Source organism: Haloferax sp. KTX1, assembly GCF_902410085.1.
Taxonomy (GTDB): domain Archaea; phylum Halobacteriota; class Halobacteria; order Halobacteriales; family Haloferacaceae; genus Haloferax; species Haloferax massiliensis.
Window position 1 is genome coordinate 1 of the sequence record NZ_CABPRH010000013.1, and the last position, 21,328, is coordinate 21,328.

The window sequence follows — 21,328 nt, forward strand, 5'->3', positions numbered from 1 at the left end:
CCGCCGACACTGTCGCCCGACCACTCAGACGACCGCGGTGCGGTCGCTCCGTCCGTCGACTGCGACTACCCCGAACGCCCCGGTAACGGAGTCAAACGGCGTCTCAGGCCGGTTCCTCGAAGGGTGCGAAGCGCCCGTTGATATCCCACTCGTGGATACAGTAGGCGCTTCCGACCTGTTTTTCGCCGTCCGCTTCGGCGACGAGCCACGTCGCGGCGTCGTCGTCCCAGCGTTCCACCCGACCACAGCGCTCGCAGACGCGTCGCGTCGGCCGTCGAAGTTGGGGTTCCATACGTGTGAGACCGATTTCCGGGCAAAAAAGCCCATCGCCGTCGGCAGTTTCGCGGTCGGTCCCTCGAACGCCTGCCCGCGGCTCCGACCCGACCTCGACGAGTCGGTTGTGCGCGGGACGAACACGCATCGCCCGGAACCGATGGGACTTACGGGACGGGGCGCGGAGGTGTTCGCATGGGCTTTCACACCTTCGACGCCGACAGGGCGGCGAAGCTCGACGACCCCGCGCGATTCCGCTTCGTCTCGCGGGAGGAACTGCTGTCGCACCTCGGCGTCGGCCCCGACCGCGTCGTCGCCGACCTCGGGAGCGGGACCGGCTTTTTCACCGACGAGGTCGCCCCCTTCGTCGGCACGCTCTACGCCGTGGACGTACAGGAGGTCATGCACGACTACTACCGCGAGAAGGGCGCGCCCGACAACGTCGAGTTCGTCACGGCCGACGTGGCGTCGCTCCCGCTCGACGACGACCACCTCGATGCCGCCTTCTCGACGATGACGTACCACGAGTTCGCCACCGACGACGCCCTCGCGGAACTCGCCCGCGTCGTCCGCCCCGGCGGCATCGTGGTCGTGGTCGATTGGTCCACAGCCGGCTCGGGTGAGGACGGCCCGCCGCGCGACGAGCGGTTCGGCCTCGGCGACGCCGTCTCGGCGCTCGAATCGACCGGCTTCACCGTCTCTCACGGCGAGACGCGACGCGAGACGTTCGTCTGCGTCGCCCGGCGCTGACGCTGCCCCGTCAGCGAACCGCGCCGCCGCCTCAGATAGAACTGAACAGTATTGGTTCCTGTCCTCCATTTGTTTCTCGTTCTAGACGCCTCACGCCGGATAATATTAACATCCTAGAGTAATTTGGTGAATATCAGGACAACGCTTACCACCGCATCCGTGGTACTACAACTCATGGTACTAAATAACTCAGTCATCGACGACTATCGTTCGACGGAGGGCTACTACGAGTGTCGCTCCTGTCGAACGCGAACCGTCAGCGAGACTCACCTGTCGTCGTGCCCGGACTGCGGCGGGTCGGTTCGAAACATCGCCGTCGCCCGCGAGTGAGTGTCGTTCGCGCGAGCCGCAGAGTCCGGGTCCGCCCGTAACCGTCCGACTTCCTTCTCACGGGAGTCGTCGCCCCGTCGTGGTGCTGGCGACCGCGCTCCCGTTCAGGACTCGATGACGTCCGTGTAGCGGTCGACGAGCAGGACCACTGCCGCGCCGACGACGGCCGCCACGGCGAACGTGGCGTACAGTCCGGTCGTCCACGACTCCCCCGCGGCGACGAGTTCCTCCGTGCTCTTCACCACCGGCGCGCGCAGCGCCCCGACGATGAGGCTCACGAGGAACGCGAGCGTCGCCCGTCGGTGGTGTTCGAGCGCCCAGCGGACGACGTGTGCGATGCTGAACAGGCCGACGACGGCCCCGAGCATGAACGTGACGACGACCGTCCCCGGTTCGATGACGACAGACAGCGGCGCGCCGCCGGCGACGTCGATGAGGCTGTCGAGGAACGTGTTGAGCGCCGCGGTCATGTACTCGTACTGGCCGAGAATCAACAGGAGGAGCGACCCCGAGACGCCGGGCAGAATCATCGCGCTGACGGCGATGCCGCCGGCGAACGCGATGGCTGGGAGCGAGTGTCCGGCCACCCCGGCACCGCCGCCGGAGGCGACGAACGCGATGAGGAAGCCGGAGACGGCGGCCGCGATTTGACGCGGGCCGTCGAGCGACACCTGTGCGTACAGGACCACCGCCGACGCGGCGATGAGCCCGAAGAAAAAGCCGTACGTCGGGACCGGTGCCTCGTTGAGCGCGATGTGGAGCACGCGCATCACGGTCACGATGGCGGTGGCGATACCCGCGCCGAGCGCGAGCAGAAAGCCGATATCGACTTCGCGCATCGCGTCGATGGCGTCGGCTCTGCGTCCGGGGACGACGACGCCGAGGACGCGTTTGATGCGACCGGGCGTGATGGCCGTCACCGCGCCGATGAGCCGTTCGTAGATGCCAGTGATGAGCGCGATAGTACCGCCCGAGACGCCCGGCACGGCGTCGGCGGCCCCCATACAGACGCCTTTCAGGTAGATGAGAAGCCACGAGAAACGGGCCGTCGACCCGTCTGAGTTCCTCGACATTGCGTTGTCGGATGCTCTCTCGGGGAGGATATCAGTCCACCGTTCGAGATTCCGGTGCGCTCGGGAGTGAGCCGTACTCGGAAAGAATCAAAGCTCACGGCGCTCACAACTCTGTCAATGAAGCTCAGCATCATCGGCAGCGGGTACGTCGGCACGACGGTCGCGGCCTGCTTCGCGGAGCTCGGCCACCACGTCGTCAACGTCGACATCGACGACGATATCGTTCGGGCGTTGAACGAGGGCCGGTGCCCGATTCACGAGCCCGGTCTGGCCGACCTCGTCGAACGGCACGCGGGAGACCGACTCCGGGCGACGACCGACTACGACGAGGTTCTCGACACGGATGCGACGTTTCTCGCCCTCCCGACCCCGTCGAACGACGACGGCAGTATCGACCTCGGCGCGATGAAGGCCGCGGCGACGTCGCTCGGCGAGACGCTGGCGCGGAAAGACGGCGCGCATCTCGTCGTCACCAAAAGTACGGTCGTCCCGACGACGACGGTCGACGTCATCGGACCGCGAATCGAGGAGGCGTCCGGGAAACGCGTCGGCGAGGGGTTCGATATCGCGATGAATCCCGAATTCCTCCGCGAGGGAACCGCCGTCGACGACTTCCTCGCCCCGGACAAAATTGTCCTCGGCGCACAGACCGACCGAGCGCACGAGCGACTCGCCGAGATTTTCGCCCCGCTCGTCGAACGCGCCGGGAACCCGCCGGTCGTCGAGACCGGCATCAGCGAAGCCGAGATGATAAAGTACGCCAACAACGCCTTCCTCGCGTCGAAGATCAGCCTCGCCAACGACCTCGCGAACATCTGCAAGGAGTTCGGCGTCGACTCCGCGGAGGTGTTGGAGACCATCGGTCTCGACGCCCGTATCGGCTCGGCGTTCCTCGGTGCGGGTCTCGGTTGGGGCGGGTCGTGCTTCCCGAAGGACACGGCCGCGATCATCGCCGCCGCCCGCGGTCGGGGCTACGAACCGCGCCTTTTGCAGGCCGCCGTCGATGTCAACGACGGCCAACCGGAGCGAATGCTCGACCTCCTCCGCGAGCGATTCGACCCCGACGGCAAGCGCGTCGCCGTCCTCGGGCTCGCGTTCAAGCCCGGCACCGACGACATCCGGAAGTCGCGGGCGACGTTACTCATCGGTTCGCTCCTCGACGCCGGAGCCGACGTCGTCGGGTACGACCCCGTCGCAACCGAAAACATGCGCGAGCGGTTCCCCGACATCGAGTACGCCGACTCGGCCGCAGACGCGCTCGCGGGCGCCGATGCGGCGCTCGTCGCGACCGACTGGGACGAGTTCGCGGCGCTCGACGACGAGTTCGACGCCATGCGCTCGCCCGTCGTCATCGACGGTCGCCGCATCGTCACTCGACGCGAGGGAATCGACTACGAGTCGCTCGTCTAAGGTCCCCACGAATCACTCTCCGAATCTCGGCCTCGAAGAAGAAAAAGCCGTCAGCGCCGCCGTTCGTTTCGTTACGGGGCGACCGTGACCGCACCGGCGTCGACTGACGCCGAGGTCGACGCCGACTCGTTCGTCTGCGAGTCGTCTGACGAGGAGTTCCCGGTCAGGTCGAGTTCCTCTTCGTTCCGTTCGAGGGTGACCTGCACGGCACCGTCTTCGGCACCGTTGACGAGGCCCTCCTCGACGGCGACGTTCTCCGCCTGGTAGGTGACGATAGTGCTGTTTCCGGCGACCGAGGTCGGCCCGGTGAACGCGTAGCCGCCCGTCGCGCGGACGCTGACGTTCGTGTAGCCGTTGTTCGGGCCGTACTCATCGTAGCCGGTCGTGGAGTACGGGAGCGTCATCGTGAACTCACCGTCGGCGTCGGTCTGCGCCTGCTGCGTGTAGGTGAAGTTCGTGCCCGTCGTCAGGTCGCGCATCTGGACGCGCGCGGTTACCGTCGCGTTGGCCGGGGCACCGCTGCCTTCGACCGTCGCGCCGGGGACGCGCTCGAACGTCTTGACCCACGAGGGGTTGTTGGGGACGAGCGCCTGCGGCTGGATGCCGTAGGTGTTGCCCTCCCTGACGATGGAGTTCTGGTAAGCTCCCGAGCGGAGCGCCGAACTGTTCGAGGACTTCACGAGGCGGTAGTGTTCGAGCGCGGCAACGCGCTCCTCGGGGAACGTGCCGAGACCGCCGATCTGTGAGGTCGGGTCGTTCGCGACGTACTCCTCTGCCGCGGTCATGTTGTCGAACACCCTGACCGCCTGCCCGTCCGAGGGCGTCACTCTGAACGTCGCCGAGCCGTCGGCGGACGTGCGCTCTTCCCAATCGACGACGATGGGCGACGCCTCGCGGGCGCTGCCGTGGTACGCGTAGAGCCGAACCATCAGGCTCTCGTAGTAACGCTGGTCCTTGACGTTCGATGCGGCGGCGATAGTCGTCTGCCCGTTCTGCTCTTGCAGCCGGTACATCGGACTGTAGAAGTCCGACGTGGAGACGTTCGACTCGTCGTAGAAGACGGTCGGCGCACTGAACTTCGAGTCGGTCGAAGCCATCTGCCAGTCGACCATGACGTAGCGGGTCTGGTCGCCTTCGCCGTCGTCACCCATCGAGCTGAGAACCGATTCGGCCTGCTGTTCGTCGTCGGCGAGGAGGAAGTTCGCTGCCTCCGTCGCACCTTCCTGGAACGGGTTCGCGTTCGGGATGCGTTCGCCGAGGACGGTAATCCAGTGACCGTAATCCCACCAGGACATGACGCCGTACGAACCGTCCGGATAGTCGAAGTCGTCTGCGCGCTCGTACGTCTCGTAGTACTCCATCCGGTTCGATGCGCCACCGAACTCTCCTTCCTCAGGCGTGTTGTTCTGCATCCAGGTGAGGCTTCCGTCCCACTCCGTGACGGTTCCTGGACCGGTTTGAGACGCTTGCATGGCGTTCTGAGACACGCCGCCGTTACCGAGTTGGATCGGGATAATCAGGACGGGTGTGAGGATGAGGAGAACGGCAATCACGACTGCCGCGACCTGTCCATATGAGATGTCCGAGAGGCGATCGGCGGTCGCGAGGCCGATGAAGTCGATTCCGAGAACTTCTCGGAGGAGGTAGGCGTTCATCACCGCGACGACCACCGCGAGGTAGTAGTTGAAACGAACCTGCGTGAACGCTGCCGAAGTGATGATCGCTGCCCACACGAGGATGAACAGATGTTCGCTCTCGTAGTCGGCTTGCATCAACGCGCCCACGATGAGTGCGGTGACGATGGCGAGACTGACGAGCGACGATTCGACGCCGAGGGCACTGCCGAGCCCTGCCGGAAGCGCTGGTACCAAGAAGAGTACACCGATGAGAATCAGGCTGCCGGTGACGTATCCAATCTTCCGCGAGTTTCCACCCTGGACGAGTGGTTTCGAGACGAGCCACACTGCCGCGAGAGCTCCTGTAAAGAAGGTGAAGCCGTACTCGGACATGATACGACCGACAGCAGTCTGCCCGCTCGACTGGAGTATGTTCGCTGCGAGGAACGGTTGTGCCTCTCCGATGGTCCGAGTGGCTGCACCGGCGCTGAAGCCGACCGTGCGGAGGAAGTTAGTTGTGATCTGGCTGAAAGCATCAGGGAGAATGACAGCTAGTAGAGCCATAGCAACGAGGCCGATGACAGCAACAGCAATGGGGTATCCTCGGCCATCGACATCGTTCGACTCCCACCAGCGAGCGAGTGCGGCAAGGAAGCCAGCACCGAGAGCGATACCGAACGAGAACAGCGGTTGAATGAGACTGAATTGGGTAATACTGAACGAAGTATCGGACAGTGGGACGAACATCAAGACACCGGTGACGAGCGTCGAGACGACACCGACGAATGCGACATGTTCGGGAGACTGCCCACGAACGAAGTCAGAAACCATCGCAAGGATCAAAAAGAGACCAAAGATGCCAACGAGGAGGATGCCTGGCGGCCACGACCACATGTAGACCGCCATGGCGACGCCAGCAAGCGCGGACCACTTGAGGGGATCGCGGAGGGCGTCTAAGTCGCGGGCCTCAACGAGCTCCCAGACGGGCTTTTCCCGGTCTGCGACACGAAGAGCAATCATAACCGCGAGGACTGCGAAGCCTTGGAAGAACGGCTCGGCGATGTTGTGGTCTGCGAATCCGACGAGACCACGTTGAAGGAAAGTCCCGGGTAGGAGCATCAGGATGAGGACTCCCAAAAGGCCACCAAGGCGTCCGCCAAGTCTGCGGCCGATCAAGAACGTTGGAATGGCGACGAGCGTACCAAAGACTGCCGGAGCCACGAGGAGCGTCTTCGCGATTAAATCCGCGGAGGGGCTCCCGAGCCCAATGATGAGTGCGACCGTCGCAATTATTTGGTCGTAGATAGTGCCGAACTGACCGACACTCGTCCCGAACGGGAAATTCGTCCACGGGTCGAACGGCATTGTGGAGGGCCAATTGCGAACCGTGTACGAAACTTCGCGGAGGTGGTACCACGCGTCGTTTCCTGAGAAAAGGACATCACCATCTCTGATGAAATTGCTGTACGACCGGAGACGAATAGCCAACATAGTGACTAATATCACGAGGAGGGCGGGAACGTGATACCAGTCTTTGAACAGTTCGAGGACCGACTGAGAATCGAGGCCCTCTGTACGTTCAGAGTCTACGCTCATTGATTCGATGGATTCGGAAAACGCGCATAAGTCTTGTGAAAGTCGGTCTTCAAAACCTCCCCTCTAGGCACGTTACATACTCTCAAGAAATCCACGTTTCGTCACACGATTACCTGACGATCACCGACTCTCGTACCAGTCGACGTACCGCTCGATTCCTTCCTCGAAGTCGACTCTTGGTTCCCAGTCGAGTTCATCCCGTGCTCGGGACGTGTCCGAGACGTACACTTTTTGATCTCCTTCACGCCACTCGTCGAAGGAGATGTCGGTACGCTTGTCCGACTTTTCTTCGAGGAGGTCGAGGAATTCGAGGAGACTCGTAGTGTTCTCCGTGCCGCCACCCATGTTGTAGACCGCAGACTTGCCGTCAGGATCTGAGAGAAATGCGTCATAGGCGCGAACGAGATCTTTCACATAGAGGACATCACGAACCTGCTTTCCGTCTCCGAAGATGGTCAGCGGTTCGTCGTTGAGCGTACTAATTGCAAAGTGAGCGACCCATCCCTGATCTTCATTTCCGAACTGGCGTGTCCCATAGATACAACTCATGCGGAACGCTGCTGCTTGTACTTCGTTTCGCTTTGTATAGTCCTGCACGTAGAGGTCAGCTGCGAGTTTTGAGACGCCGTATGGTGTGTGTTCGCACCCGTCGATAGAAAGGGACTCGGGAATTCCCTGATCGAAGTCTGGGTCATCGTACCAGTAACGACTCTCTTCTTCGTGGACAGGGATGTCGTTGACGTTGTTTCCGTACACTTTGTTCGTCGAGGCGAGCACCACCGCAGGGTCGCTGTCTGCTTTCCGTGCAGCTTCGAGGACATTGAACGTTCCTTCGGCATTCACTTCGAAATCCGTCCGTGGGTCGGTCAGCGAAGCCGTGACTGCAACTTGGCCAGCGGTGTGAACAATCGCGTCGTGCCCTTCGACGATGGATTCGAGCGTATCGGCGTCGCGGATGTCAGCTTCGACGAGATTGACGTCGGGGTAGTTTTCCTTGATGAACTCCCAGTTGTATGCTGCGGTGTTCCGACTCTCGTCTGCCTTTTCGAGGGTCTCGATTCGGCTTAGGTTGTCGAGTGCGGTGACGTTGGCTCCCTGTTCTGCGTAGTATTCGACTGCGTGACTGCCAACGAAGCCCGCGCCGCCCGTGACGAGGACGTTCTCAGGGTTGCTCATGTGTAACGTCTGAGAATAGAAGGCGAAATCAGTTACTCCTCGACCCTACTATGTGTCTCGTTAACGTGTCTTTGGGTGACTCAATCTTCTCCGACGAGGCCCTTCTCTTCCAGTTCAGTTTGGGCCTCTTCGAAGCGATCTTCGGCATCCTGCGTTCGACCCCACTCGACGAGTTCTCGCATCCCTTGTTTAAATCCGACTTCGGCTTCGAATCCGATTTCTTCGGCCGCGAGCGCCGTATCTGGGAAGCAGTGTCGGATGTCTCCCTGGCGGAAGTCGTTGGCAATCTCTGGTTCTAGTTCACCATCTTTCCCGTACAGTTCGATGAGAGTCTGTGCAATGCTGTGAATCGTCTTCGGGTCACCGGTCCCGATGTTGAGAGCGACGTCGGAGGCGTCGGATTCCATCGCCAGGCGGTTCGCACGTGCTACGTCGCTCACGTGGATGAAGTCACGCGTCTGCTGGCCATCTTCGAAGATGAGCGGTGGGTTGTTGTTCTTGATACGACTGGAGAAAATAGCACAGACGCCAGTGTACGGGTTGTCCAGCGACTGACGACTTCCGTAGATATTGAAGTAACGAAGCGCGACAGCAGGAATATCGTAGGCTCTGCAGACAGAGAGTGTTAGTTCTTCTTGGTCTCTCTTCGAGATCGCATAGACACTCGTGCTCTCGCGTGGTTTCGATTCTGGCGTCGGAATCGGTTCCAGTTCAGCACCGCACTCGGAACAGACGTGTTCCCACTCCCCGGCTTTCATCTGCTCGGCATCGCGGAGCGGAGGGTACCGAATCTCGTCTTCTTCGGAACATCGGTACGCACCTTCTCCATACGAGGACATCGAGGATGCGACGATGACTTTCTCCAAGTCAATCTCTTCGTTGACGATAATATCGAGGATACGTGCCGTCGCTAACGTGTTGACCTCTACGTACTTCTCAATCTCGTACATCGACTGTCCTACCCCGACTGCACTGGCTTGATGGTTCAGGACGTCGGCGTCTTCCAGCAACTCCGTCATCAACTCTCTGTCTCGAATGTCACCCCAGATATACTCTACTTCGTCGTTGAGGTAGTCCGGTTTACCGACGTGAACCTGTTCGGTGAGATTGTCGACAACGGTTACATCGTACCCAAAACTCACCAGTTCATCGACGAGATGGCTTCCAATGAAGCCCGCGCCGCCTGTAACAAGCACGTGAGTCATGAACTAGTGTTGTGATGCCTTTACTAAAATCAGCTCGTTTTTGAACACAAGTGGTAACCGAACCGACCAAGTATATAGAGATATCTGACACATGTGGTTGTTTATAAGACGAATGGGGATGGAAATAGTCATACGACGTGATCTGTGGTGACTTAAGTATGAATCACAGAGATATTCATGTGTACCAAGAGACATATAGAATCCATTCTGTGTGGATAATTGCCTTTCGTAGTTCCGCTATTTATTGATCTGGATCAAACTCATCAATCGTATTTTTCAGCCCCTCCACTAATGACACCTTGGGTCTCCACGAGAGCATCTGTTTGGCTTTAGTAATATCTGGTTTACGTATCTCTGGATCGTCCTCTGGGAGTGGTTGATACGTCATGTCGGAGTCCGTGTCTACATTATCAAGTATTGTCTCTGCTAGCTGCTCAATCGTTATCTCATGGGTATTTCCGATGTTGATTACTTCTCCTGATGCGACAGAAGTTGACGCGTCTGCGAACCCACGGATACCTTTGATGAGGTCTGTAACGTAACAAAAACTCCGGGTCTGGCTGCCATCACCGTAGATAGTCAAGTCGTCGCCACGGATTGCCTGCGACAGAAAGTTCGGAATCACGCGACCATCATGAGGATCCATTCGAGGCCCGTAGGTGTTAAATATTCTAACTGTCCGAATATCCATACTATATCTCTGTCCATATGCGACTGCGAGAGCCTCGGAGAATCGTTTCGACTCATCATATGGTGCCCGTGGACCTCTGATATTGACATTACCGTTGTACGTCTCTGATTGAGGGTGTTCTTCGGGATTGCCGTACACCTCGCTCGTTGATGCGATGAGTGCACAGGCGTTGTGTTCACGAGCACACTCCAACGCATGTTTGGTCCCCAAGCTATTGGTCATCGCAATCTCAACAGCGTGTGACGCGAAGTCGTCTGGACTTGCGCGTGACGCCATGTGATAGACGATGTCTACGTCGTCGAACTCCGGGAATGTATCTCGGACGTCGTGTTTTTGGACAGTCAACTGCGATGACTCTACATGTGATAGGTTCTCAGGGCGCCCGCTCCCATAATTGTCGAGGACCGTGACTCGATACCTATCTTCAAGGAGACTATCTACGAGATGACTTCCAAGAAACCCGGCACCGCCGGTTACAACTGCGTGCTCCATTGCTTGTGATTGCTTTTCTGATGCACTTCTCCTTTCCGACATCGGTTAGAAATTTATACTGCTGTTATCACCGACGTTGAGGTTGTTCGCCTCGCTCTGAACGTCTGCGTTACTACCAATGATACTCTCGTCAATATTGACGCCCTGTAAGACGGCGTCTTTTCCAACAATACTGTTGGCGACGATACTCTGTTCTATCGTCGCACCGTCGTCGATACTCACATATGGGCCGACGACACTTGCCTCAACAGTGATGCTTTCACCAGCGTCGATAGGTGGGATAACTACGGAGTCACTGAGTTTTTCCTCACTGTCTGCATCAGCTCGTTCGAGGAGGACGCGGTTGGCCTTCAGAAGCGTCTCAGGGCGGCCACAGTCGTACCAGTCTTCGACTTCGAACGTGCGGAGGTTATACCCCTGTTCGACCATCCGCTGAAGTGCATCGGTTAACTGGAACTCGTTTCCAGCACCTACCAAGTTGTTGTCAATAAGATGTCTAAGGGCATCGAACATTGCGTCCGAATTCTCGATAATATATACACCACTGATCGCGAAGTTCGATGGTGGGTCGTCTGGTTTCTCGACGAGTCGGCTGACTTCGTTGTTGTTCATCTCAACGACCCCGTAATGGCTCGGCTCGGCTACTGTCTTAACGCCGATACTGCCATCGCTCTCCGGAAGTTCGTTGTGGGCCTCAATAAATGTATAAAAGCCGTTTTCGAAAAGCATGTCTCCAAGTGCAATGAGTAACTCGTCTCCACGTGCGACAGATTCGGCCTGATAGATACTGTGACCGAGACCTTTGGCGTTCTCTTGCTCAACGAATTCGAGCGAGAACTGGTCGGAAAACGCCGTTCTAGCGTACTCAATTATCTGTTCTTTCATTGTTCCACCGACGACAATGATAACTTCGTTAATCTCGGTTTCAGAGATGTTCTGGAGGATGTGTCCGAGAATCGGTTTTCCAGCTAACCGAACCATCCCTTTTGGTTTGGTATGCGTTTGGGGGTAGAGCCGTGTCCCTTGCCCTGCTGCTGGAATGATGGCTTTCATGAAAATGAAGTTTCTGTCCTCTGTCTAAAGTCTAGCGCCTCCATGCTAGACACCATCTCTCGAACTTGATCAATTTGTAATCCCAAATTGATATGAATCTAACAGGCACTATCTAGTTAAGCCAGTTTGAGGAACGAGCAGGTCGTTGAGTGTGTTCGGGATGAAGTTCGCAGACCTGCTCAGTGAGTTCTTTGCGACGGATTTAGAAGAAACTTGGGAGCGTGAGCGGGCAGCGACGCCTGTCAGGGCGTTCGCCGTCCAGTTCCACGCGACCGGCTGTTCACTCAGAGTGGCAAAAGAAGTTCTTCGATTACCGGCGTTGAACGGTTTCATCAAGCTGTTTGGAAGTGGTACATCGGCTTGCTGACAGCAGTCACAACCCGCCTGAGGCGAAGTCGAAGCGGGTTGCGGTTGATGAGACCGCTGTCAAAATCAATGGCGAGTGGTCTTGGTTGTACGCCGCAGTAGATATCGAGACAAAGCTGATTCTTGACGTCGAGTTGTTTGGACGACATGGTACCGATCCGGCTGCTGCATTTCTCCATCGACTCTCGGAGAAACACGATCTCTCAGACGCTGTGTTTCTCGTTGATGGCTACGGCTATCAGAGTGCCCTCTCGATTAGGGTTGAGCGGTCGGCTTGACTATGTCGAGCGAAACCTCACCGAAAAATATTTTACACCCTCAAAATGCGAGTTGACCGCTTCCATAATTCGTGGGTGGGCAGTCATGGGAGCGTCCGCGAGTAGTTCATACAATTTACGCAATACTATAACTCCCACCGAGCGCATCAAGCGTTCGATGGACGAGCCAGTCGAGGTGGTCACTAACTAGACAGTGCCGTCTAACACGATTCGCAATCCAGTTGATGGAAATCCTCACCGGTATTCTGTCCTTCCGAGTCTTCTCACACGCTTGGGACTGTCCTTGTAGACGACAATTGTTTGACTAGTAAATCAGAGTTCGTCAATCTCACCAAAGAATGCAGTGCCGCCTCCCTCACCAACACAGGCGTGGACCCCGGCATCAGCGTATAGTGAATATCCAATTTTCGTCTTGAAGAAGTCTGTACCACCAGCTACTTCAACAAAATCTTTTTGTTGATTTGCGCAAACAAACAGATTGTGCGTGTCGGTATAGTCACACCTCGCTATCCTCCAGTGATACACGGTGGCGGAGAAATTAGCGTCCAACTTCTTGCGAATACACTCTCGTCCCATGTTGAGTCTGTTGAAGTCTTCAGCTTCGACGGTAACGATTCAACATGTGTTGATGGTGTTACAGTACACCGATTCAGTAAACTCCCGCATCAAATCTTTGAAATTTCGAATGCTCTTGCGTACGTGCCATTGCGCAGAAAACTGAAGCAACTGGAGTCCTTTGATGTCCTTCATTCATACAACCTCGCATTGAACCCTTCTGTAGGCCGTGTTTCGATGCAACTGGACGTGCCCAGCGTAGCAACGCTGAATTCCTACGATTTACTTCCAAAATCCTCCTTTGGCATGGTCGCGGACCCACCACGTCGTCTTTACGAACTACTGGCGATGAGTACTACGGGTCGCATACTTCGAACTGAAACGAAGCGTATCGACCGGTTCATAACCCTCAGTGACGCGTCACGAAATATTTACCACGAGAACGGTTTCAACGATGTCTCGATCGATGTCGTCCCCAACATGCTTGACCCATCGTTTGATGTCCCCAAAGAAAAATCAGATTCTGAGGTGTATCAACTATTGTTCGTCGGTAGCCTAATCAAGGAAAAAGGAGTACGGTATCTTATTGAGGCAATGGCTGAGCTCCCATCCGACATTATTTTGCGGGTGGTTGGAACCGGAGAACAGCAAAAAAAACTCCATACCTTGGCTCACGAAATGAGCGTTAATTCCCGCGTCGAATTCACAGGGCAAGTTCCGTACGAACAACTCCAAAAGTACTATGCAAATTCTGATGTCTTTGTCCATCCAGGCGTCTGGCCAGAACCGTTCGGTCGAACATTATTAGAGGCGATGCAAGCAGGTCTCCCTGTCGTCGCCACTAACGTCGGAGGACCTTCCGAAATTGTTCCACAGGCCGAACTACGCTGTCCCCCTAAAGATGCGACTGCACTTGCTGAAGCAATCTCTCTAGCATTGGAGCGACTTGAGTTAGGAGACGAGAACAGAGAGTACGTTAACGAGAAATATTCACCAGATGTTGTCATCGACAGAATTCGCAAAGTATATCGGACCGCTATTAGTGAACATTAATGTACCTGTTTAAGAATTAATTGCACTTTTTAGCTCTCCAAACCGACTAAACACGCGTTCAAGAACGTACAAGATAGCCACATCTACTTTTCCAGACCGCCGCACAGCAATTGGAAAATAACCGAGTGAACCAACCATCCCGAGTAGAATTCGAAGGACTGACCGATTTATGTTGTATTTTTGATTGAAGTGATGAGTACCCTCCCCAGACCGTATAGCTCTATTGACGAAAGAACTCCAGTTATAGTCGTCGTTGTGCCTTACTGATATTGGAACAAATTTCATGTCGTATCCGGCATCTACGACCCGGCGTTGTAGATCGGCGTCTTCTCCAGCTGCAAGTGGAAATGACTCGTCGAAGCCATTCATCTCATCGAGAACCGACTGACGATACGCCACGTTCGCCGTGCCACCGACGGCCAAGTCACCCCGTCCACGGGTCGGTTGTTTCGGTTGTTGGTACGCCATCTCGTCACGAAAACGATGCGCACGGGCGAACATATTTGATTTCATCAATTTTTTTGAGGGGACTAAGTCTCCACCTACTGCTGCAACACCATCTTCAAACCCCTCCACTAAGGTCTCAACCCACTTCCGTGGGACGATGCAATCATCGTCTGTAAAGAGAATAAACTCCCCTGTTGCGTGTTGCCATCCGCGATTTCGAGCGGTTGCAGGACCTCCATTCTCTTGCCGGATTACGTGTACATCTTTCTGCCCCTCAAACTGATTTAAAATTGCGTGTTGGCGAGGCAATTTCGATCCGTCGTCGACAACAATCACTTCATAGTAGTCAACCGTTTGGCTACAGACTGACTCTAGCAGTGATTCGAGTTTCGACGGCCGCTCGTAAGTCGGTACGACAACAGATGCGCATATTTCGCTGGTCACGTAAAGAGAGTCCTGAACCCCTTCGTTCTGCGACCGTTCACAACTAAGAACTCTAGCATGGTCTCTTATGTCTGTATTCGAATGGCCTTGTATTAAATTGATTACTACCTACGTTCAGTACATCTTATTGTTGCCTTCTTCAATGGGAGGTCAAACAATTACTGAACGCGTTGTGCGCGATACGAGAACTATTTACCTGCTACGCTTTGAAATTGGAGTAGATGGGAACCGCTCGTTCTGGTATCGGTTGGTTAGTTGCTCAGATGGGTTCGCTCGTAGTCGCTTGGTTTGCGAGTGTCTATTTTGCGCGTGCTCTTGCTGATCCACAGACCGCACTTGGAACATTCTACGCCTTCGAAACAGGTGTTGCGTTCCTCATCCTTCTAGGAAATGGTGGTTTAAACGAGGCTATTGTCAAACGGGCTAGCGAAGGAGACGAAGCAAAGGAGTTTGCTTCGGCTGGTATACTCCTTTCGCTGTCGCTCGTTGTCTGTCTTTCTCTTCTCGTCGTTATCGCCTCTCCTCTTATCATCGATTTCTTCGATTTTGGGGGTTTGTCAGTGATAATACTATTATTGACATTATTCGCGTACCAAGCTAGAGATACAATGAATGCCCTCCTCGCAAGCGATTTCCAAGTCGGACGAACAGGAGGAGTCAACTTTTTGAACTCAGTTGGACAGGTACTCGTCCAAATATCTCTGGTCTCGATCGGTTTTGGTGCCGTCGCACTAATGATAGGGTATTCAGCCGGAGCAATTCTCGCGGCGATATTGGCAATCTTTCTTGTTTCAAAGAGATTTATCTTCGTTCGTCCTTCGAAATACCATTTTCAAAGTCTAATAAAGTTCGCACGATATAGCTTTTTGAATAATTTTGTTCAAAAATTTTACGATAATATCGATATAATCATTATCACTATTCTCGTTGGACGAGCAGCAACAGGCATTTATGGTATTGGGTTCCGATTCTCGCTCCCCGTTATGGTTGTGTCCAGTGCGATTAGCCGATCAGTGATGCCCGAGATCAGCAAGCAAGATACAGAAGGAAACCTAGAACGGATACGTGTCATACTTGCTGATTCAATTGTTCTTGGGTTATTTTTTGGGCTTCCTGCTCTTGCGGGATTTGCAGTTCTTGCACGGCCAACAATTGTCACGTTCTATACGGCAGAGTTTGCCTCTGCGACGTTGGTTGCACTTGGAGCAGTGGCAACACGCATCCCAGAGGGCCTAAGATCAACGGCAAGTACGGTGTTAAGCAGTATGGACCGTCCTGACATCACTTTTCGTGGGGGTGCGATTCTTATGACAGTCAATCTGGTTTTAGATCTACTGCTCGTACCAACAATCGGTATCATTGGTGCGGTTGCCGCTAGTTTTATCGGAATGTCGTTACAGCTTCTCTATCTCTCGTATCACCTATTTGATGTTGTGGAGATATCGTATTCGGAACTTCCCAGCCAAGAAGTAGGTGCTGAAGCAGTCGCTTCGATTGTTATGGCCAGCGTTGTCTACGGTGCCAAAACAACTGTATCTGATATGTCGTACATTGTTCTCATCGGATTAGTGTTGCTCGGAATTATTTCGTACCTCCTAGTGGTATTTCTGATTAGTGGGGGCGTCAGACGACGAGTCGTTGGAGTTGCACGGGTACTGGTTCCATAATCGTATTGTGGTCCTCACCAATTCAGCGAACACGAGACTGTGTGAATAACTGAGATCGAGTATGTCGAGATTCACTACCTACTCGGCGTACCCAAGGTGTCGCAATCTTTCTTGGATATCTTGGTCGAGTTCAGCCTCTTGTTCTGAATTACTGGCCACCGATAGCTCAGACAAGAAAGACTCGAGGTTTTCAAGAAGGTCAACGTCCCCATAGACCCCTTCATCCCCGTACCGTTTCTCGACGAATCCGGTCTCGGTGAAGAGTGCTTGGCGTTTCTGAAAGAACTGTTGCACATGTTCACGTTCAGGGTACGACTCGCAGACTCGCCTAACCCGATTTGGGTCTGCCCCGTACGTTTCTGATAACACTACTCCATTGGTCCCTTCCAAGTTTGGCTGGTCGGTGTCTACGCCTGTCCATTGAAGTATCGTTCCATAGATGTCTTTCAAACTTACAGGCTGTTCGATAATAGACGATTCAATAGACGGACCATCAAGGACAAGGGGAACACGCACGACGGGTTCATTAAGTACGACGTTGTGTCCCAGAACGCCGTCTTCAGCGATCATTTCCCCATGATCAGACGTTATTATGCAGAGTGTCTCGTCGTCCACGCCAGCGTCGATGATTGTGTCGATTAACTCACCTGCAAGTCCATCCACCTCTCGGACCCAAGAGTGGTATAAATGTTGGAGGATATTCCGTTCTGTTTTGTTGAACTCTATATCGCTCGCTGCAAATTCCCACTGGTCTGCAGAGTGTTCTGCAACCCATTCCCATTTTTCTTCAGGCGCAATCTCTTCAGGGTTGATCCCTATCGAACGAACACGCTCTGGATCGTATGGCCAAGGAGCGTGTGCTCCAAGTAAGTTCACGACACAAAAGAATCGTTTGTCGTTTTCGGCGTTGCTTTTGATAAATGATTTCGCACTTGCCAGCGCTTTCTGGTCCCATTGTGTTGACCGTTCAAGATCCGTTTCATGCGAATCGTGAAAATATTTAAAATAAATCGCATTTAAAATGTTTTTCATAATGGGGCCACTCAATATTTCTTGTGAAGCCGATCGATATTTTTCTGAAACACTGCCAAATTGATTTTGTGTGACGAAGCTCCTTGGGTTAAATCCATCTTCGAACAGTTTCGATCCTCTTCCACGCATAAAATCCGACTCTTCGAAACCACGCCTCATACCAAAAATCTCAGTCAGATATAAATTACCGGTGAATACCCCAGTTTTAAAACCGGCATTAAGTAGTTGTTCCGCTAAGACCGGTACGTCAGAGGAGAGATGCCGATCGGTGTGTGTAGCACCGTGTTCACTTGCGTACTTACCAGTGTACATTGAAGCGTGAGAGGCAAGTGACCAGGGATATGGTGAGATTGCGTGAGAGTACCGCTTTCCACGTGAAGCTAACCTTTCTATCGTGGGTGTGACATCTGATTTTTCTGGATACGTTGACTGATTACGAACCGTGTCTAAAATAATCAATAATACGTTGTCGACTTCTCTACCCATACTCCAGATACAATCTAATATATACAAAAAGGCAGCGCACAATGTGTTTCCAAATCTGAAATTTAGATAGTTAACATTATGAATCGATAAACGCTAAGTGATACAAGATGAGATACTTAACGCGTTCTACTGAAATTAGACAGACCTATGGGACAAAAGCCTTAATCCGTCGTATTCTTTCATTTGTTTTCATCCATACGATCGGTGGTGTAATCGCGAGAACATACAACCGATTCATTTGGCCTCTTCTGCCAAAAACCGGTGATTTAGGTACCTGTAACAAGATCTCTGTGCCAGAACCCGTCGCTAAAGAGAAAAGAGCACTCGATTCGCTAGTTCCTTGGCAAACTCCCTCAAAAAAATCTGCATATGAGCGGGAATTGATTAAAGCGATTCGAAGGGGGGTAAACGTAGGTGATACAGTCACAATGATTGGAGGTGGAAACGGTGTTTCAAGCGTTTCCGCAGCAGAACGTGTCGATCAATCTGGTACGATTTATATCTATGAAGGGAGCAAAAAACGAATAGGTATAATAAAAGATGTTTTTGACATCAATGACGTATCCATTCGATTCGAGGTTTTCCACGGTGTCGTTGGTCCTGCTATTTGTGTCGAAGATGACGGCCACGAGGCACCTCGAATCAACCCCGAATCACTTGATGAATGCGATGTCCTTGGATTAGACTGTGAAGGGTCTGAAGTAGAGATTCTAGAAAATATAAAAATTTCTCCACGAATGATTATCGTCGAAACCCATGCTCAATTCGACGCTCCCGCAGAGCTAGTACGAGAGATACTATATGAGAAGGGGTACTCCATCACACACGAGGCTATTGACGATCCAACGCGTGGAATTAAAATCCTAATTGGCACCAGAGAATAAGTGATTTGAGTGGTCGGCATACTCGATTTGTTGGACAATCATCATGTGGTATAATTGATGATAACTTCTAAAAATATCCAAGATCTCGAAGCCTGTCTGTAACCTCTTGTGATGTAACATCCCCATTTTTATCAGTTTCAACTGGTGAATACCGGCCAGTGTCGGTTGCGATGGTTTTGTACCATGGTACTGTAACTATTGGATTTATTGGTGTTCCCGGTGGATGGCCGTAGATTCCGTACTCTCCAATCGCATTGCCGTGGTCTGCGGTGATGACAGCAACCTCTGCATCAACGTTTTCTAATAAGATCTTGACGTCATCTAATACATATTGTAGATTGTTTCGGTATTCACGCCACGTGGTCTCTTTGTCTACGTCGCCCGTTCGCAACTGTTCCCAAATCGTTCGCGATTGCTTCTTCCGTTCCTCATCGTTCGGAGCGATATATGACCCTTGGTCAAGGTTGGGTGCGGGTATAAATGGGTGATGTGGTTGCATGTAGTGAACGATCAAAGAATCACAATCCGTTGATCTAGCAGTACTTATTGCCGCATCGGTAATGGGTCTCGGTTGTATGGTCCCGATACTGTTATCCCAACTATTGCGCCAAACTTCGTGGAGTACTTTCACGGGGACCTGCCGTTCTCCATCGATTATTTGTTCACAAGAGGGGCATGTCTCTTTTCCTTCATGGAACACAGCTTGGTATGATGGCTCAATGTCCGTTCCGCACTTGCATTGCTCTGGGAATTCGTACGGGAACGCACGAATAGAGTTTGGGTTCCCTGTTACGTATGCTGTATCTGCAAGTTCTTCTTCGTACTTTGTGTCAAAGCTTTTCTCAACCCATCCAGTCGTAGAACTGGCAACAGACGTTAAGGAGTATTGTTCATCCAGGAATTGGTAATCGTCTTCGACTGATTGGAGTAGATCTAGCCGGCACGCATCAAGTACGATTAGTATATCCCATTCTTGATCCCAGATTGAGGTTGGATTGTAGTTTAGCCTGCTCACTCGTCGGATAAGCCCAAGTCGAAGTTCATAGATTGATTCAGTTATTCCCTGGGTACCATTGGTTCGGATTGACTGGGCGGAATCAATGATCCAGTCATATACACTCATCTCTACTTGATTTATGCCGACCAGTAAAAAATAATTGCTACTGTCGTTGGAAACTCCTCATTCAATAAGTACTACTACCTAATCCAATCATTCGATTTTTATCAGTCGTGAAGGTATAGTTTTGTCTAATTCTCCCGCGGATTACTTTTCTCTTGCACAACTGTTCGGTACGTCTTGTGCACACGTTCAGCATAGTGATCCCATGTGTACTTTGATTCGATTAGATCACGAGCTTGGGTACTCATCCGTTGTCGTAAGGTTGAGTCTTCATAGAGGCGAGTCATCGCATTTACCAATGCGTCTGGGTCTCGAATCGGAATCTCAACACCGTGTACACTGTCAGTTCCTACCCAACCCGAGTTGAACGTCGTAACTACTGGAAGTCCCCAAGACATGGCCTCGTATGTGACTCGTGCACTTCCTTCTTCGATGGAAGGGAAAACGAAGACTGACGCTTTCCGGTACAATTCTTCAAGATTGTCAACCCAGCCGAGAAATTCGACTGAATCGTCGTCTGAAAAGTCTTCAACTCGGTCCTTGAGAGCATCTTCGATATGTCCTGCAATGAGAAGTTGCGCATTCGGTAGTGATTGTTCCTCCCAAGCGTCAAGCAAGTACTGAGCACCTTTACGGAGTGAAACATGGCCGGTGAACAGGAACGTGAATGGATGATTGCTCTCTTGCCGATCCGGCACATCGAAGTTGGTATTTGCACCAAACGGAATAATACAAATCTTCTCGGCAGGCACTCCGTGTTCAACTAACGTATTGTAAGAGAATTTTGAGGGAGTGATAATGAAATCAGCAGCATCGTACTCCATCTCTTCGCGTTCTACATGCGAAATGGAAATCGGTTGTCCTTCAACACCATACCTGTCATACTCCTCGTTTATTAGACGACGTTGCGTTCTAATGTGTGAAGAACTTCGTTCAACACCGGTCACGTATCCATATCTGTTAGCTTGGACGAGTGAGTCGTGGCACGCACCTGCAAATCCCAGAAATATATCTCGGTTATCTCGACCAACGGGAGAGAGTCGTCGAGCAACTGCTTTATCAAAGGAATAATCACCTAAACGCTGAATCGGGCGGTTCCAGTGGGTATGTCGAGCAAACCAGCCATTATCAGGAAGAAGATACCCGACCTTCTTGATAATGCCGGGATATCGTATCGGGTGAACCTGTTCAGATGGGAGTTCGCTTGGGAGCCTATACTGTGGGGTCGTCGTGAATACTTGCACTGTCTCTCCACGCGCAGTTAATTCGCGAGCGATTCGGAACGCCCAGAACGTACCGGGAACAGAAATCGTGACGTTCATGCTCCGTGA

Annotated in this window: 18 protein-coding genes and 1 pseudogene; 7 read left to right on the forward strand and 12 right to left on the reverse strand. The window is 53.3% G+C overall.

Going from position 1 to position 21,328, the window contains the following annotated elements; all coding sequences use genetic code 11:
* Nucleotides 1–103: 103 nt before the first annotated feature.
* Nucleotides 104–292 carry an HEWD family protein gene (locus tag FY251_RS17165; protein WP_042663830.1) on the reverse strand — a complete coding sequence of 63 codons (189 nt, stop codon included), beginning with the start codon at nt 290–292 and terminating at the stop codon, nt 104–106.
* A gap of 176 nt (nt 293–468) precedes the next feature.
* Here FY251_RS17165 and FY251_RS17170 point away from each other — a divergent pair, with 176 nt between their 5' ends.
* Nucleotides 469–1,023, forward strand: coding sequence for a class I SAM-dependent methyltransferase (locus tag FY251_RS17170; protein ID WP_148416273.1), 555 nt, complete (start codon nt 469–471; stop codon nt 1,021–1,023).
* A 174-nt stretch (nt 1,024–1,197) separates the two neighbouring features.
* Nucleotides 1,198–1,353, forward strand: a complete 156-nt coding sequence (locus FY251_RS17175; protein ID WP_128081458.1) for a rubrerythrin-like domain-containing protein — start codon at nt 1,198–1,200, stop codon at nt 1,351–1,353.
* A 104-nt stretch (nt 1,354–1,457) separates the two neighbouring features.
* Here the strand turns inward: FY251_RS17175 and FY251_RS17180 are convergent, their stop codons facing one another.
* Nucleotides 1,458–2,426 carry a DUF368 domain-containing protein gene (locus FY251_RS17180; RefSeq protein WP_148416274.1) on the reverse strand — a complete coding sequence of 323 codons (969 nt, stop codon included), beginning with the start codon at nt 2,424–2,426 and terminating at the stop codon, nt 1,458–1,460.
* 117 nt (nt 2,427–2,543) lie between these two features.
* Here FY251_RS17180 and aglM point away from each other — a divergent pair, with 117 nt between their 5' ends.
* On the forward strand, nt 2,544–3,836 hold the full coding sequence (aglM, locus tag FY251_RS17185) for a UDP-glucose 6-dehydrogenase AglM (RefSeq protein ID WP_148416275.1): 1,293 nt from the start codon (nt 2,544–2,546) through the stop codon (nt 3,834–3,836).
* A 71-nt stretch (nt 3,837–3,907) separates the two neighbouring features.
* Here the strand turns inward: aglM and FY251_RS17190 are convergent, their stop codons facing one another.
* The 5 genes from FY251_RS17190 to FY251_RS17210 all read right to left on the reverse strand — a co-directional run bounded on the left by FY251_RS17190 (nt 3,908) and on the right by FY251_RS17210 (nt 11,665).
* The gene (locus tag FY251_RS17190; RefSeq protein ID WP_148416276.1) at nt 3,908–7,048 is read right to left on the reverse strand and encodes an oligosaccharyl transferase, archaeosortase A system-associated; all 3,141 of its coding nucleotides are present in this window, start codon (nt 7,046–7,048) and stop codon (nt 3,908–3,910) included.
* A 120-nt stretch (nt 7,049–7,168) separates the two neighbouring features.
* The gene (locus FY251_RS17195; protein ID WP_148416277.1) at nt 7,169–8,224 is read right to left on the reverse strand and encodes an NAD-dependent epimerase/dehydratase family protein; all 1,056 of its coding nucleotides are present in this window, start codon (nt 8,222–8,224) and stop codon (nt 7,169–7,171) included.
* Nucleotides 8,225–8,304: 80 nt separating this feature from the next.
* On the reverse strand, nt 8,305–9,429 hold the full coding sequence (locus tag FY251_RS17200) for an NAD-dependent epimerase/dehydratase family protein (RefSeq protein ID WP_148416278.1): 1,125 nt from the start codon (nt 9,427–9,429) through the stop codon (nt 8,305–8,307).
* A 241-nt stretch (nt 9,430–9,670) separates the two neighbouring features.
* Nucleotides 9,671–10,612, reverse strand: a complete 942-nt coding sequence (locus tag FY251_RS17205; protein ID WP_187367432.1) for a GDP-mannose 4,6-dehydratase — start codon at nt 10,610–10,612, stop codon at nt 9,671–9,673.
* A 45-nt stretch (nt 10,613–10,657) separates the two neighbouring features.
* On the reverse strand, nt 10,658–11,665 hold the full coding sequence (locus FY251_RS17210; RefSeq protein WP_148416280.1) for a sugar nucleotidyltransferase: 1,008 nt from the start codon (nt 11,663–11,665) through the stop codon (nt 10,658–10,660).
* Nucleotides 11,666–11,825: 160 nt separating this feature from the next.
* Here FY251_RS17210 and FY251_RS17215 point away from each other — a divergent pair.
* Nucleotides 11,826–12,499: pseudogene (locus FY251_RS17215) on the forward strand (IS6 family transposase).
* 122 nt (nt 12,500–12,621) lie between these two features.
* Here the strand turns inward: FY251_RS17215 and FY251_RS17220 are convergent.
* Complete coding sequence (locus FY251_RS17220; protein ID WP_148416281.1) at nt 12,622–12,885, reverse strand: hypothetical protein; 264 nt, start codon at nt 12,883–12,885, stop codon at nt 12,622–12,624.
* Here FY251_RS17220 and FY251_RS17225 point away from each other — a divergent pair.
* Nucleotides 12,826–13,917: a glycosyltransferase family 4 protein gene (locus FY251_RS17225; protein WP_255516736.1), complete on the forward strand. Its 1,092-nt coding sequence runs from the start codon at nt 12,826–12,828 to the stop codon at nt 13,915–13,917. The genes FY251_RS17220 and FY251_RS17225 overlap by 60 nt on opposite strands.
* A gap of 9 nt (nt 13,918–13,926) precedes the next feature.
* Here the strand turns inward: FY251_RS17225 and FY251_RS17230 are convergent, their stop codons facing one another.
* Entirely contained in the window at nt 13,927–14,808 is an 882-nt protein-coding gene (locus FY251_RS17230) for a glycosyltransferase family 2 protein (protein ID WP_187367434.1), read from the reverse strand.
* A 221-nt stretch (nt 14,809–15,029) separates the two neighbouring features.
* Between FY251_RS17230 and FY251_RS17235 the strand changes: the two genes are divergently transcribed.
* Complete coding sequence (locus tag FY251_RS17235; RefSeq protein ID WP_148416284.1) at nt 15,030–16,475, forward strand: lipopolysaccharide biosynthesis protein; 1,446 nt, start codon at nt 15,030–15,032, stop codon at nt 16,473–16,475.
* 78 nt (nt 16,476–16,553) lie between these two features.
* On the opposite strand, the gene FY251_RS17240 is transcribed toward FY251_RS17235, so the two are convergent.
* Complete coding sequence (locus tag FY251_RS17240; protein WP_148416285.1) at nt 16,554–17,993, reverse strand: sulfatase-like hydrolase/transferase; 1,440 nt, start codon at nt 17,991–17,993, stop codon at nt 16,554–16,556.
* A 290-nt stretch (nt 17,994–18,283) separates the two neighbouring features.
* On the opposite strand from FY251_RS17240, the gene FY251_RS17245 reads away from it, so the two are divergent.
* Entirely contained in the window at nt 18,284–18,877 is a 594-nt protein-coding gene (locus FY251_RS17245; protein ID WP_187367435.1) for an FkbM family methyltransferase, read from the forward strand.
* A 67-nt stretch (nt 18,878–18,944) separates the two neighbouring features.
* Here FY251_RS17245 and FY251_RS17250 read toward each other — a convergent pair whose 3' ends face one another.
* Entirely contained in the window at nt 18,945–20,000 is a 1,056-nt protein-coding gene (locus FY251_RS17250; RefSeq protein WP_148416287.1) for a hypothetical protein, read from the reverse strand.
* A gap of 125 nt (nt 20,001–20,125) precedes the next feature.
* The gene (locus FY251_RS17255; RefSeq protein ID WP_148416288.1) at nt 20,126–21,319 is read right to left on the reverse strand and encodes a glycosyltransferase family 4 protein; all 1,194 of its coding nucleotides are present in this window, start codon (nt 21,317–21,319) and stop codon (nt 20,126–20,128) included.
* Between the last annotated feature and the right edge of the window lie 9 nt (nt 21,320–21,328).

Bases quoted from the DNA above. Each gene is read 5' to 3' on its own strand.
- FY251_RS17180 (WP_148416274.1), bottom strand. From the start codon at position 2,426: ATGTCGAGGAACTCAGACGGGTCGACGGCCCGTTTCTCGTGGCTTCTC.
- FY251_RS17165 (WP_042663830.1), bottom strand. From the start codon at position 292: ATGGAACCCCAACTTCGACGGCCGACGCGACGCGTCTGCGAGCGCTGT.
- FY251_RS17240 (WP_148416285.1), bottom strand. From the start codon at position 17,993: ATGGGTAGAGAAGTCGACAACGTATTATTGATTATTTTAGACACGGTT.
- FY251_RS17195 (WP_148416277.1), bottom strand. From the start codon at position 8,224: ATGAGCAACCCTGAGAACGTCCTCGTCACGGGCGGCGCGGGCTTCGTT.
- FY251_RS17200 (WP_148416278.1), bottom strand. From the start codon at position 9,429: ATGACTCACGTGCTTGTTACAGGCGGCGCGGGCTTCATTGGAAGCCAT.
- FY251_RS17205 (WP_187367432.1), bottom strand. From the start codon at position 10,612: ATGGAGCACGCAGTTGTAACCGGCGGTGCCGGGTTTCTTGGAAGTCAT.
- FY251_RS17255 (WP_148416288.1), bottom strand. From the start codon at position 21,319: ATGAACGTCACGATTTCTGTTCCCGGTACGTTCTGGGCGTTCCGAATC.
- FY251_RS17190 (WP_148416276.1), bottom strand. From the start codon at position 7,048: ATGAGCGTAGACTCTGAACGTACAGAGGGCCTCGATTCTCAGTCGGTC.
- FY251_RS17175 (WP_128081458.1), top strand. From the start codon at position 1,198: ATGGTACTAAATAACTCAGTCATCGACGACTATCGTTCGACGGAGGGC.
- aglM (WP_148416275.1), top strand. From the start codon at position 2,544: ATGAAGCTCAGCATCATCGGCAGCGGGTACGTCGGCACGACGGTCGCG.
- FY251_RS17210 (WP_148416280.1), bottom strand. From the start codon at position 11,665: ATGAAAGCCATCATTCCAGCAGCAGGGCAAGGGACACGGCTCTACCCC.
- FY251_RS17220 (WP_148416281.1), bottom strand. From the start codon at position 12,885: ATGGGACGAGAGTGTATTCGCAAGAAGTTGGACGCTAATTTCTCCGCC.
- FY251_RS17250 (WP_148416287.1), bottom strand. From the start codon at position 20,000: ATGAGTGTATATGACTGGATCATTGATTCCGCCCAGTCAATCCGAACC.
- FY251_RS17170 (WP_148416273.1), top strand. From the start codon at position 469: ATGGGCTTTCACACCTTCGACGCCGACAGGGCGGCGAAGCTCGACGAC.
- FY251_RS17235 (WP_148416284.1), top strand. From the start codon at position 15,030: ATGGGAACCGCTCGTTCTGGTATCGGTTGGTTAGTTGCTCAGATGGGT.